This window comes from Enterococcus sp. DIV0174 (assembly GCF_050529065.1).
Taxonomy (GTDB): Bacteria; Bacillota; Bacilli; order Lactobacillales; family Enterococcaceae; genus Enterococcus_B; species Enterococcus_B thailandicus.
On sequence record NZ_CP172881.1, the window covers coordinates 1,149,707 to 1,162,238 of the forward strand.

Sequence of the window (12,532 nt, forward strand, 5' to 3'; positions counted from 1 at the left end):
AATGAAAAATGATTGGTTCAAAGAAAAATAACCTCTTTTGGATTTGTTTATTCTTATTACCCAGTTTGATTGGATTTTTGCTTTTTATTATTTATCCAGTCTTTTATTCATTAGGGGTGAGTTTTACGGACTGGGATTTAATTAATCCAATGAAATTTGTAGGATTAAAAAATTATCAAAATTTGCTCCATGATCCGAAATTTTGGAATTCTTTAAAGAATACTTTTCTCTTCATTCTGGGCTATCTTCCTTCAGTCATGATTATTGGTTTGATGGTAGCATTATTGTTGAATAGCAAACTGAAAATGAAAGCGGTATTTCGTGGTATCTATTTTTTGCCAGTTGTTACTTCATGGGTGGCTGTATCCTTAGTTTGGAAATGGTTGTTTAATCCCAAATTTGGTTTGATTAATTATTTTTTGTCATTGCTAAGTGTACAAGGTCCTAATTGGTTAAATGATCCGAAAACAGCTATGTTAGCAATTATCATTACCAGCGTGTGGAAGGATATCGGGTTTATCATGGTGCTTTATTTAGGAGGTTTGCAAAACATTTCGCCATCATTATATGAAGCGGCAGATATCGACGGGGCAGATCATTGGCATCAATTTTGGAAAATCACATTACCTATGTTGAAACCAACTACTTTTTTCGTTTCGATGATCTCATTAATCAATTCATTTCAAGTATTTGATCAAGTAAATATCATGACAGAAGGTGGACCAGGTGAAGCGACGACGGTCTTAGTACAAAATATTTACAATTCAGCTTTTAAATACTCAGAAATGGGGTATGCAGCAGCGATGTCTTGGGTACTCTTTTTAATTATCCTAGTCGTGTCAATCGGTCAAATGTGGGGAGAAAGGAGGATGACAAGATGAAAAAAGTCAATGTATGGATGATTCTAAAATATAGCATTATTTTGCTAGGATGTATCGTTATGATCTTACCCTTTTTGTGGATGGTTTCAACTTCATTAAAGGAGCGCGGGGCAACGATGGTCTTTCCACCTGAGTTTTTGCCTAGCAATCCACAACTACAAAATTACCAACAAGTAATCGAACGGTTTCCGATGCTAACGTTTATGAAAAATTCAATCATCGTTTCATTATTGACAACGATTGGTACGATTGTAGTGGCATCAATGGCAGCTTATGCGTTTGCGCGTATGCGATTTAAAGGGAGAAACCTGTTGTTTTTGCTTTATTTGAGCACAATGATGATTCCTTCTCAAGTAATCATGATTCCACAATTTATTTTGTTGAAAAATTTGGGCTGGATTGATAGCTATCAAGGATTGATTTTACCAAATATTTTTGGTGTGTTTGGTGTTTTCTTGATGCGACAAGCATTTTTGACAATTCCAACTGAACTGGAGGAAGCAGCCTTTATGGATGGTGCAAATCATTGGACGGTCTTTATGAAAGTTGATTTGCCACTTGTTAAGCCGACGATTGCAACACTTTTTATTTTTACGTTTATGCAATCTTGGAACAATTATTTATGGCCATTGATTGTGACAAGCAGTCGTGAGATGGCGACTTTGCCGTTAGGATTATCGTTGTTGCAAGGTCGTTGGAGCACGAATTGGAACCTAGTCATGGCTGGTGTGGTCATTAGCGTGATACCAATTTTGGCAGTGTACTTATTTGCTCAGAAATACTTCATTCAGGGGATGACCATGAGTGGAATGAAAGAATAAAATTTGGGGGAGATAAAATGAATAAAAAAGTTTTATTGACAGGAGTAGCAGTAATCACAGCTTTATTTTTAAGTGCTTGTGGCAGTGGGAGCAGTTCGTCAAGTGAGAAAGAAACTGTCATCAAGTATTATAGTTTCTCGGCAACGCCTGATTATGAAGACCAGCTCAATGAAATGGTTTCTGAATTTGAGAAAGAAAATGAAGAAATAAAGGTTGATGTCGAGTTAATCCCCTATAAGGATTACTTTACAAAGTTACAGACACTGATGGCAGGGGACCAGACACCAGATGTTTTTGAATTAAATTATGAAAATTTTGTTTCTTATGCTGAAAAAGGTGCGCTATTAAATTTAGATGATTACATCAAAAAAGATACGGAATTTGATGCAAATGATTTAAATAAAGAGGCTTTTGAGGCATACAAGTACGATGGAAAGCAATACGGAATGGTAGAAAGTTTTTCTAACGTTGTTACTTTCTATAACAAGGAACTGTTCGATGAAGCTGATGTCAGCTATCCAACAAAAGAGTGGACATGGCAAGACGAAGTTGCAGCTGCAAAAAAATTAACGAATAGTAAAGGAAATATCTATGGTACTTATTCACCAGTGACAATGAACGAATTTTATAAAGTTGCTGCACAAAACGGTGGCAAATTAAAAGATGAAAATGGAAACTGGACCTTGAATGATTCTAAAAATGTCGAAGCATTAGAACACATGGTTAATAATGTTGTTCAAGAAAAAATTTCTCCTTCACCAGAAGAAATGTCAGGTCAAAATTCAGAAGATCTATTTTTAAATGGCCAATTAGCGATGGTACACACAGGTATTTGGATGTTTGGTCAATTCAAGGATGCAGATTTTGATTGGGATATTCAAGTTGAAGCAGGGAATACTCAAAAGGCAACACATTTCTTTGCGAATGGTTTGGCAGTTTCTAAAGATTCAAAACACGCAGAAGCGGCATATAAATTTACTCGTTTTATGAGTGCAAGTCCGGAAACTGCAAAAATTCGCATTGATAATGGTTGGGAGCTTCCGGCGATTACTGATGACAAGATTTTGGCACCTTATCTAGAACAGACACCACCTGAAAATCGTCAAGCTGTGTTTGATTCATTGGATTATCTAATTTTACCGCCAGTAGATGCGGATTGGAGTAAAGTTAGCGATAGCGCAGATAAAGAGTTTCAAAAAGTGCTATTAGGGGAAGAATCTGCTAAAGAAGCGCTGGATAAATTGCAAACAGAATTCCAATAAGTAAACAAATTTTGAAAAAGAAAACTACTGATATCAAGAGTAGGAGAGGGATTATTCATGGAGCTAGAGCCAAAATTCGCTCAAATTTTAACGCATTACACGGATGTACTAAATCAGTCAGCTAATTTGAAAGCAATCGCTGATTTAAGTGGCGAACAAGAAAAGTTACCGATTGCAGCTGCGACAGTGTGGGTAAAAATGAAAGCAGAAGTACATCTTAATGATACTGATTTTGGAATTGTTAAACGAATTCAGCAAGACTGGGCAAAAGAAGTGACAAATGTTTTTGGTGAAGAGAGTGACAATTACACATCTAATTTAGCTATTTACTATATTACCTTGTCAGAAGTCAAAAATAAATATCACCAGAATGATTTACAAAAAGAAATAACTGAAATACGTGATTATATATTTGATCACTTGATTCGTCGTGGAACGCTGATCTCGTCAGTGAAACAAGCAACTCCTGCTGTTGATTTAGTACTGAGCGTCTTGCCATTTGGCCTTTTTGCGCCAGAAGATTTGATTATGGTAGCTGGAATGGAGGAATTGGTTTCCCGTAAAACGACGTGGTCGAAAGATGAGGCAGCTTTACTAGGTATTTATTTTACTGAAAAGTATGATTTTGTGAAGGCTGAAAACTATTTGATGCACGCAAAGGAACAAACGGACAAAAATGAAGTATTTGTAGACTTATTGGACACCTATCTTCGACAGAAAAAAGAAAGTTTATCAACCAGTCCCTTTATTCATAAGCCTTTAGGAAATGGAAATGTGTATGAAAAATTACCTTACGAGCGCACCCCACATTACCCAACAGTGGGAGAAACGTGTACGTTTGATGTTCAAGTAAATAGTAAAAATGTTACTCAAATCTTTTTAACGATTGAAGGGCTTGCCGAAAAAATTGTTTGTACACTAATTAATGACACGCTGCGAATTTATCAAGCACATGTCCAGATTCCTGAAACTTATTCTGGTGGCAGCTATTTCTTTACTGCAGAAAATCATCAAGTAGAAACCTCTGATCGTTATGAATTAATAATCCAAAAACATTGGGGATTCAATAAAATCGAGTTTATTGGTTCAAACAAAAATGAAAATGTTTATCTAACGAAGAATATGGAACAGTCTTTATTCTTAAAATTACAAGAGGATAAGTTGACATTAAGTCAAATAGAACCACAGTTGGATTCAGTTCAATTGAAGGATTGCTTTGCCAGTATTAATGATAAAAATACGATTTGTTTACCGAACGAAAAAGAAAAATTGCCTTTTTATTTTTCTGAAAATTGTTTGACTTTGCATGAACTAGCTGGAAAGGGAGCAAAGGGGGTAACGCTACGTCTGCAAGACCAGGCTAACTTATATTATGGTTTTGGCGAACGTTATAATTCAATCAACCAATTAGGGAATGAAATCGATTGTTTTGTTTACAATCAATATCGAGATCAAGGAACTCGAACCTATATGCCGATGCCTTATTATTTCACCAATGACGGTTATGGGTTATATTTCGCAACAGATTCTTATACTCGATTTGATTTAAAAAAGAATGACCCAAAAGAAATAACAATTTATGTTGAAACAAGTGAAGAAGAAAACCTAGCGGAAATCCATTTGCTACATGGTGAAATGAAAGAAATGATTGCACAATATATGACTTGCACTGGAGAACCGGTCATGGTTCCTAGTTGGGCACTAGGCCCGTGGATGTCTAGCAATAATTGGGATCGGGAGAGCGTGGTTCGAAATGAACTTGAGCAAACGACTAGGTATGACATTCCTGCAACCGTAATCGTTTTAGAACAGTGGAGTGATGAAACAACCTATTATATGTTTAATGATGCACAGTACCCATTACTTCCTCCAGAACAAAGTTATTCATATGATCAGTTAACATTTCCTGCGTGGGGAAGGTGGCCAGATCCGAAACGATTGATTGAAGATTGTCATAAAAATGGTCTGAAATTTATTCTTTGGCAAATACCAATTGAAAAATATTTGAATCAGCAAAAACATCCCCTAAAAGATCAAGACGAGGCATATATGATTGAAAAGGGATATGTTGTCAAAAATGCAGATGGTTCACCTTATCGGATTCCAGAAAATTGGTTTACAGATAGCTTATTATTGGATTTTACGAATGAGGAGGCGAAACGTTGGTGGTTTGAAAAACGTCAGTACCTGATTGACATTGGTGTAGATGGTTTCAAAACAGATGGCGGCGAAATGGTTTATGGTTCTGATCTTGTTTTTGCCGATGGTCGTACAGGAAGTCAAATGCGCAATCGCTATCCTAAAGAATACATCAAAGCTTATTATGATTTTGCGCAACAAAACCAAGGAATTACTTTTAGTCGCTCTGGCTATACAGGTGCGCACGCTTATCCGGCACATTGGGCGGGAGATGAACGTTCAACTTTTGATGCGTTTAAGCGACAATTGATTGCAGGAATCAATTCTGGGATGTCAGGTGTCATTTTTTGGGGCTGGGATTTAGCGGGATTCAATGGAGATATTCCCACGGCGGAGTTGTTTATGCGTTCTTCTTCAATGGCAGCGTTCTGCCCAATTATGCAATATCATGCAGAAAGTAAGGGGGAGTACAATCAAGATCGCACACCGTGGAATATTGCGGAGCGAACCAATACACCAGAAGTGATTGAAGTGTATCGTTTCTTTGCGAATACACGAATGAATTTACTTCCGTATATTTATGACCAAGCCGTCAAATCAGTCACCAATAAAGTGCCATTGATGCGAGCGATGCAAATTGACTATCCATTAGAAAATTTTGAAGATTGCTATGATCAGTTCATGTTTGGAGAATCGCTATTGATTGCACCAATTGTTACAGAAAGTGCAACTTCAAGGCAAGTGACATTCCCTCGAGGAACATGGATTGATTTCTGGACAAAAGAAAAAGTAGCAGGCGGACAGACGATTATTGTTCATGCGGAAATGAATCAAATTCCAGTTTACGTGAAAGAAAATTCAGTCATTTTACTAAATTTAGGTGAGTCAAAAAGAATTGGTGAGTCAATTGGAAATGATTTGTCTAACTATACCAATGCAACATTACTAGTTACTGCTACAACAGATTTTAATCAGACAATTACAGATCATCTAGGTAATACTTTTGATTTGCAAGTGAGTAAGATTAACCAAAAAGTAACGATAAATAAAGAAATGCCAATGGATATTGAATTAATTTGTCTATAGGAGGAAATCATGAAAAAGAAATGGTGGCAAAATTCAGTCGTTTATCAAATTTATCCACGTAGTTTTCAAGATACAAATGGAGATGGAATTGGCGATTTACAAGGAATCATTCGGCGATTAGATTATTTAGAAAATTTAGGGATTGATGCTATCTGGCTTTCACCTGTTTATCAATCACCGAACGACGATAATGGGTACGACATCAGTAATTACGAAGAAATCATGAGTGAGTTTGGCACGATGACGGATATGGAAGAATTGATTGCAGAAGGAAGAAAGAGAAATATCCGAATCATTATGGATTTGGTAGTCAATCATACCTCAGATGAACATGCTTGGTTTGTTGAAGCACGCAAGAGTCCAGAAAATCCTTATCGTGATTACTACATTTGGCGTGACCCTGTTGCCGGTCAGGTGCCTAATGAGCTGCGTTCTACTTTTAGTGGTTCTGCTTGGGAATTTGATGAGGCATCAGGACAATATTTCTTGCATTTATTTAGTAAAAAACAACCGGATTTAAACTGGGAAAATGAAAAAGTTCGTCAAGAAGTCTATGACATGATGAATTTTTGGATTGAAAAAGGCGTCGGCGGATTCCGAATGGACGTGATTGACTTGATAGGCAAACTTCCAGATCAAGAAATTACAGGAAATGGACCAAGACTTCATGAATATTTACAGGAAATGAATACTGAAACGTTTGGTGGAAAAGATCTCTTAACGGTTGGCGAAACATGGGGTGCCACGCCAGAAATTGCGAAGCGATATTCTGATCCAAAGCGAAATGAACTATCTATGGTTTTCCAATTTGAACATGTTGGCTTAGACCAACAAGTAGGAAAAGAAAAATGGGATTTAGCACCATTAGATTTAACCAAGTTGAAGGAAGTATTGTCAAAATGGCAAACTTCTTTAGGAAACGAAGGATGGAATAGTTTATTTTGGAATAACCATGATTTGCCGCGAATCGTTTCAAGATGGGGAAACGACCAACAGTATCGAGTAGAGAGTGCCAAAATGTTTGCGATTCTTTTGCACATGATGAAAGGGACGCCGTATATTTATCAAGGAGAAGAAATTGGAATGACGAATTATCCGATTTCTGACATTTCAGAAGCAGAAGACATTGAAACCATCAATATGTATCATGAACGAATTGAAAAAGGCTATACCAAAGAAGAAATTATTCGGTCAATCAATACAAAAGGACGAGATAACGCACGTACCCCCATGCAGTGGGACGACAGTCTAAACGGTGGGTTCACTACAGGAACACCATGGTTACATGTGAATCCAAACTATCAAGTGATCAATGTGGAACAAGCATTAACAGATTCGAGTTCGATTTTTTATACCTATCAAAAATTGATTGAGCTACGCAAACAAAATGAAATCGTTGTTTGGGGTGCGTATCGATTATTGGAAGACACACCAGAAAAAGTTTTTGCCTATACGCGTGAATTGGGCGCTGAAAAATGGTTAGTTGTTACGAATATTAGTGAAGAGTTGAATGAGTTCAGAATGCCGACTCCAGCAAAAGAAGTGCTCGTTGCTAATTATGAGCTAACAAGTGAATCATTAACCGGAGAGATCAACTTACGACCTTACGAAGCTTTTGCTGTACGACTATAATAAAAAAGAGTATCTCTTTGGGATTTCCCAAAGAGATTTTTTCATGACTTTAGTCAGTCACAAACATTTTACGCACGAAACAAAAAGTCAAAAGCCTCTACACACAGCAAATTAACCTAACAAAATAAGCTGAAAAATAGAAGGAGGCGTAGTTGATGTCAGTTCAAGGTAAAAAAGAATGGACAAAAATTCCGAAAGTCCGTCAAGAGTTATTACTCAAGAATGTCTTTTGCAATCATTGTGGGGAGACAAGGATTCTTCGCTAAGAACCAAAAATTAGCAGGAGATTGCTCGTTCTTGAAGGCAGTTGTAAGTTATTGTGGTCCGTCAACAGCACGCGTAGTTGACTGATTTGTACTTCTTTTTTAGCCACGCCGAAAAAAAGAATGATTTTACTTGCTTTTTGTTGTATATTAAACAAGGAGAAAGTTGCTGCTGTTGCAGGATAAATAAAGGTGGAATTAAAATGAATTCAAAAGAAAAAATGTTAGAATTGATTAAAAAGAAACAAGGCGGAGGTAGATCAGAACAAAAAGATACACCTAAAAATGATCGCCGAAATATGCGTAAAGGACCAAAAATCTTTAATAAGTAATTGGTAAATGAAAAGGAGTTATGACAACTTAATTGTCATAACTCCTTTTTTGTATAAACAGATTGAAAACTTATTTCTTTAAAAAGCAAGTAGAATACGCTCAAAATTGGCGGAGTACTCGCCCAAGAATTTTCTTACTTCTCGATACGACTCATTGAGTCCAAATTTTTTTGAACGTTCCTAATAAAATTTGCGAAAATTTTTAGGTGTATAGCCTGTTTTCTTTTTAAACGTGTTAATAAATTGACTAGTAGAATCAAAACCAACTCGTTCGCCGACGAGTTGAATCGATAGATCAGGTTGATTGATTAGGAAGTTTTTTTGCCTGACGAATGCGAAAGTCTATCAAGTACTGATAAGGACTTTTACCCATGAATTTTTTAAAAAGGCGACTAAAGTATTGAGGGGTGATGAATTGTTTTTGGGCGATTTGATCGATTGTTAGATGCTGTGCGTAATTTGCTTGAATCTCATTGAGACTTGGAAGAACATACTTTTGATATAATTCATCAATCTGCATGTTCTCTTGTGGTTGACTCAATTGGAGTAAAAACTGATAACACAAAACTGAAAGAGCCAAGTGATCGGTGTTCGCTTCAAAAGCAGCAATCATTTTTTCAATTTGGGTGGAGAACTGAAACTTCTCGGTGTCTTTTGCTAAAAGAAACTGTTCGTTTCCGACTAACAGATCTAAATGATTTTTTAAGTGCCCATCAAAAGTGACGAAATTCGTTTGCCAATCATCAGTTAGTGGATAGTAAGCATGGGGGACAAAAGGGGAAATCAATACGCCTTCGCCTGCTGCTAATGTCAATTTTTGTTTTTCAATCCAGATTTCTCCAGCCCCAGTTTCTGTTTGTAACCAATGGTATAAAGGATGTCCTTGTGTGCGTTGCAAACTTACTTGCTGCCAATTGGTTCCAATACTTTCGATGCTAATGGGTAATTGTCGAATCGACAAATTGAAATAAATGGTCAAAATGAATACCTCCTTGTTTCGGAATCTTATATTTTTTAGTTTAACATATTATACATTTGATTTGTGATGACGCTTACAATGGATATGAGAAGGAAAAGGAGGCAGTCATTAATGAAAAAAATAAAACGAATATTCTATGGTGGTGATTATAACCCTGAGCAGTGGGAGAAAAAAATTTGGCTCGAGGACATGGAAATCTTTAAGTCTGCAAAGATCAATTCTGCGACAATCAATGTGTTTTCATGGGCGAAAATCCAACCAAGTAAAGATGTTTATGATTTTGAACAATTAGATGAAATCATGAATCAATTGGCGAAAGAAAATATTGAAATCGTTCTAGGAACGTCAACTGCAGCATTGCCAGCTTGGTTATATAAAGAATATCCGGAAGTTGGTCGGGTCGATTTTGAAGGACGCCGCCATCGCTTTGGACAACGTCATAATGCTTGTCCGAATAGTCTTGTCTATCAGCACTTTTCAACGCGATTAGCAGGTAAACTGGCAGAGAGATACAGCGACGTACCTCAATTAGCTGTTTGGCATATCAATAATGAATATGGGGGAATTTGCTATTGTGAAAATTGCGAGAAGGCTTTTCGGATTTGGCTAAAGAAAAAGTATCAAACAATCGAAGCTTTAAATACTGCTTGGAATTTAAATTTTTGGGGACATAGTGTTTATGACTGGGATGAAATTGTGGTGCCCAATTGTTTAGGTGATGCAATGAATGAGGAAGAGACTGCTTTTGCGGGTTTGTCGGTTGATTATATGCGTTTTAATTCAGATAGTTTATTGGCTAATTTTAAAGCAGAGCGTGAAGCCATTCGACAATTTGATCAAGAAACACCAGTAACAACGAATTTGATGGGTACTTATAAAGGGTTAGATTATTTCAAATGGGCAAAAGAAATGGATCTTGTTTCTTGGGATAATTATCCTGCCTATAATACCCCTTGGAGTTCAGTAGCACTTGGTCATGATTTGATGCGAGGATTGAAAGATCAGTCGTTTATGCTTATGGAACAAACACCAAGTCAGCAAAATTGGCAACCGTATAATTCATTGAAAAAACCGGGAGAGTTGCGCGCTCAGAGTTATCAAGCGATTGCACACGGTGCAGACACAATTCAATATTTTCAGTTACGTCGAAGCATTGGCGGGTGTGAAAAGCTCCATGGGGCAGTGATTGAACACGCTGGAACAACGAATACACGAGTTTTTAGAGAAGTGGCAGAACTAGGGAATGAGTTGGAATCACTTGGAGATTTGCTGGTAGAAGCAACGTGTCCAGCGAAAGTAGCCATCTTATTTGATTGGGATAATTATTGGGCGTTGGAATATACAAGCGGGCCGAATCAAAATTTGAAATATGTTGAGCAGATTCAGCAAGTCTATGCTTATTTTTATCAGCAAAATATTCCGGTTGATTTGATTCCAATTGACCGTGATATTTCAAAGTACGAACTCATTTTAGCACCAGTACTCTACATGATAAAAGGAGAGATCGTTTCGCGAATTGAAGACTTTGTTCGTGCAGGTGGAACCTTCGTGACGACTTTTATGAGTGGAATTGTTGACCAGTCGGATAACGTTTTACTGGGTGGATATCCTGGGCCGTTGCGGAAGCTAACAGGTATTTGGGTGGAAGAGCTGGATGCTTTAGCTCCTGAACAATCGAATCAAATTCAATTTGCAGATGGCGAAACTGGAACGGCAACCTTAGTGAGTGATTTGTTACATCTAGAAACAGCTGAAAGTCTGGGAAGTTACACGGATAATTTTTATGCAGGACAACCGTTTGCTACAAAGTGTTCCTTTGGAAAAGGACAAACTTATTATCTTGGTACACAGTTAGATACGAATTCACTAGCCAAAGTGTTAAATGAGGCTTGTGCAAGTGCCAAGGTTGAACCAGTTGTTGCTGAAGAAACGGCGTTGGAAATCACTTATCGTGAAAAAGGAAGGCAAAAATTTTATTTTATCATTAATTTGTCAGATCAATCACAAAAATTACCAACAAAATTTATCGGTCAAAAAGACTTGTTAAAGCAAACATCTCTAGTAGCAGAGTATCTTGTAAAGGCATATGAAGTCTTGATAGTGAAAGAGTCACAATAACTTATTAATTGAATGGGTTGAATGAATAGTAACCAAGAATAGTAACTAAGATAACAGTTAAGTAAGGTAATAATTAAATAAAGTGATAACTAAAATAATAGCTAATAAAATAATAGCTAAATAGTAGCTAAAATAGTAGCTAAGAATGAGCTAGATGGGAGCAGAACATAATGACAAAACTAACAATTGCCATCCAAAACAAAGCAGGCGAACTTCGCACAGCAGCACGCGGTGAAGAACGAAAAGAGATGCCTTTAACCGATTCAGCGGAAAATCTCGTTCACCTTGCAATGAGAAATTTTAAGTATCAGGAAGGTGACCAAATTGTGGTTCAAGCGGATCAACCAGAAACCTATTTAATGGTTAAGCTAGATGAAACATTAGCTACTTCACTTATTTATTTATCAGGAAATAGCTGGAGCTATCCAATTTCATTTCTGCCTAACGTGCTAGCAGCGCGTCCTAAAGAGCGTTTTGCTGGAGAAAGTCATTATCTGAGTGCCCGAGTAGCGACTGCTGAAGAAATAACTATGTATCAAAATCTGGCATTGAATCCACATGATCAAAAGGTATTTACCGGAAGTTATCCCCACGCTGAGGCAAATGTCGAAACGAGAAACGACGCAACATTTTTTGCGTGCAATGCGATTGATGGTATTTACGCCAATCACTCACATGGTTCGTATCCTTTTCAATCTTGGGGCATCAATCAACAACAAGATGCGGCATTGACCATTTTATTTGGGCGCGAGGTGGAGTTGGATAAAGTAGTTTTTACTTGGCGAGCTGATTTTCCTCATGATAGTTATTGGACGCAGGTTTCTTTATGCTTTTCTGATGGGACAAAAGAAGTTTTTCAGACAACAAAGACAGCGAGACCACAGACGTTTGAATTCAACCAACGACGAGTCACAACGGTCACTTTTGAAGAACTAATTCAAGCAGATGACGATTCACCTTTTCCAGCATTAACTCAGATTGAGTGCTTTGGTCGAAACGTGAATATTGAGGAGAATTAA

The 12,532-nt window shown here is 37.2% G+C and carries 11 protein-coding genes; 9 read left to right on the plus strand and 2 right to left on the minus strand.

The window, feature by feature from the left end:
- Positions 1–8 precede the first annotated feature (8 nt).
- The 7 genes from IGJ93_RS05570 to IGJ93_RS05600 all read left to right on the plus strand — a co-directional run bounded on the left by IGJ93_RS05570 (position 9) and on the right by IGJ93_RS05600 (position 8,416).
- Entirely contained in the window at positions 9–881 is an 873-nt protein-coding gene (locus tag IGJ93_RS05570) for a carbohydrate ABC transporter permease (protein WP_067484408.1), read from the plus strand.
- The gene (locus IGJ93_RS05575; RefSeq protein ID WP_067484411.1) at positions 878–1,702 is read left to right on the plus strand and encodes a carbohydrate ABC transporter permease; all 825 of its coding nucleotides are present in this window, start codon (positions 878–880) and stop codon (positions 1,700–1,702) included. Before IGJ93_RS05570 ends, IGJ93_RS05575 begins: the two co-directional genes overlap by 4 nt.
- 17 nt (positions 1,703–1,719) lie before the next feature.
- Positions 1,720–2,964 (plus strand): ABC transporter substrate-binding protein, encoded by a 1,245-nt coding sequence (locus IGJ93_RS05580; protein ID WP_067484414.1) that lies wholly within the window; start codon positions 1,720–1,722, stop codon positions 2,962–2,964.
- 57 nt (positions 2,965–3,021) lie between these two features.
- Positions 3,022–6,189 (plus strand): TIM-barrel domain-containing protein, encoded by a 3,168-nt coding sequence (locus IGJ93_RS05585; RefSeq protein ID WP_285700843.1) that lies wholly within the window; start codon positions 3,022–3,024, stop codon positions 6,187–6,189.
- Positions 6,190–6,198: 9 nt separating this feature from the next.
- Complete coding sequence (locus IGJ93_RS05590; RefSeq protein ID WP_430597025.1) at positions 6,199–7,821, plus strand: glycoside hydrolase family 13 protein; 1,623 nt, start codon at positions 6,199–6,201, stop codon at positions 7,819–7,821.
- Between the two features lie 222 nt (positions 7,822–8,043).
- Complete coding sequence (locus tag IGJ93_RS05595) at positions 8,044–8,172, plus strand: hypothetical protein (protein WP_269446956.1); 129 nt, start codon at positions 8,044–8,046, stop codon at positions 8,170–8,172.
- A gap of 115 nt (positions 8,173–8,287) precedes the next feature.
- Complete coding sequence (locus IGJ93_RS05600; RefSeq protein ID WP_067481724.1) at positions 8,288–8,416, plus strand: hypothetical protein; 129 nt, start codon at positions 8,288–8,290, stop codon at positions 8,414–8,416.
- 180 nt (positions 8,417–8,596) lie between these two features.
- Here IGJ93_RS05600 and IGJ93_RS05605 read toward each other — a convergent pair whose 3' ends face one another.
- Together IGJ93_RS05605 and IGJ93_RS05610 are read right to left on the minus strand one after the other, a co-directional pair.
- Positions 8,597–8,725: a helix-turn-helix domain-containing protein gene (locus IGJ93_RS05605; protein WP_430597047.1), complete on the minus strand. Its 129-nt coding sequence runs from the start codon at positions 8,723–8,725 to the stop codon at positions 8,597–8,599.
- Positions 8,712–9,395, minus strand: a complete 684-nt coding sequence (locus IGJ93_RS05610) for an AraC family transcriptional regulator (protein WP_430597026.1) — start codon at positions 9,393–9,395, stop codon at positions 8,712–8,714. Before IGJ93_RS05610 ends, IGJ93_RS05605 begins: the two co-directional genes overlap by 14 nt.
- A gap of 111 nt (positions 9,396–9,506) precedes the next feature.
- Between IGJ93_RS05610 and IGJ93_RS05615 the strand changes: the two genes are divergently transcribed.
- Positions 9,507–11,513, plus strand: coding sequence for a beta-galactosidase (locus tag IGJ93_RS05615; protein ID WP_430597027.1), 2,007 nt, complete (start codon positions 9,507–9,509; stop codon positions 11,511–11,513).
- A 170-nt stretch (positions 11,514–11,683) separates the two neighbouring features.
- A complete protein-coding gene (locus tag IGJ93_RS05620; protein ID WP_067481729.1) occupies positions 11,684–12,532 on the plus strand; it encodes a hypothetical protein in 849 nt (282 codons plus the stop codon).

Bases quoted from the DNA above. Each gene is read 5' to 3' on its own strand.
- IGJ93_RS05570 (WP_067484408.1), top strand. From the start codon at position 9: ATGATTGGTTCAAAGAAAAATAACCTCTTTTGGATTTGTTTATTCTTA.
- IGJ93_RS05575 (WP_067484411.1), top strand. From the start codon at position 878: ATGAAAAAAGTCAATGTATGGATGATTCTAAAATATAGCATTATTTTG.
- IGJ93_RS05580 (WP_067484414.1), top strand. From the start codon at position 1,720: ATGAATAAAAAAGTTTTATTGACAGGAGTAGCAGTAATCACAGCTTTA.
- IGJ93_RS05585 (WP_285700843.1), top strand. From the start codon at position 3,022: ATGGAGCTAGAGCCAAAATTCGCTCAAATTTTAACGCATTACACGGAT.
- IGJ93_RS05590 (WP_430597025.1), top strand. From the start codon at position 6,199: ATGAAAAAGAAATGGTGGCAAAATTCAGTCGTTTATCAAATTTATCCA.
- IGJ93_RS05595 (WP_269446956.1), top strand. From the start codon at position 8,044: ATGTCTTTTGCAATCATTGTGGGGAGACAAGGATTCTTCGCTAAGAAC.
- IGJ93_RS05600 (WP_067481724.1), top strand. From the start codon at position 8,288: ATGAATTCAAAAGAAAAAATGTTAGAATTGATTAAAAAGAAACAAGGC.
- IGJ93_RS05615 (WP_430597027.1), top strand. From the start codon at position 9,507: ATGAAAAAAATAAAACGAATATTCTATGGTGGTGATTATAACCCTGAG.
- IGJ93_RS05620 (WP_067481729.1), top strand. From the start codon at position 11,684: ATGACAAAACTAACAATTGCCATCCAAAACAAAGCAGGCGAACTTCGC.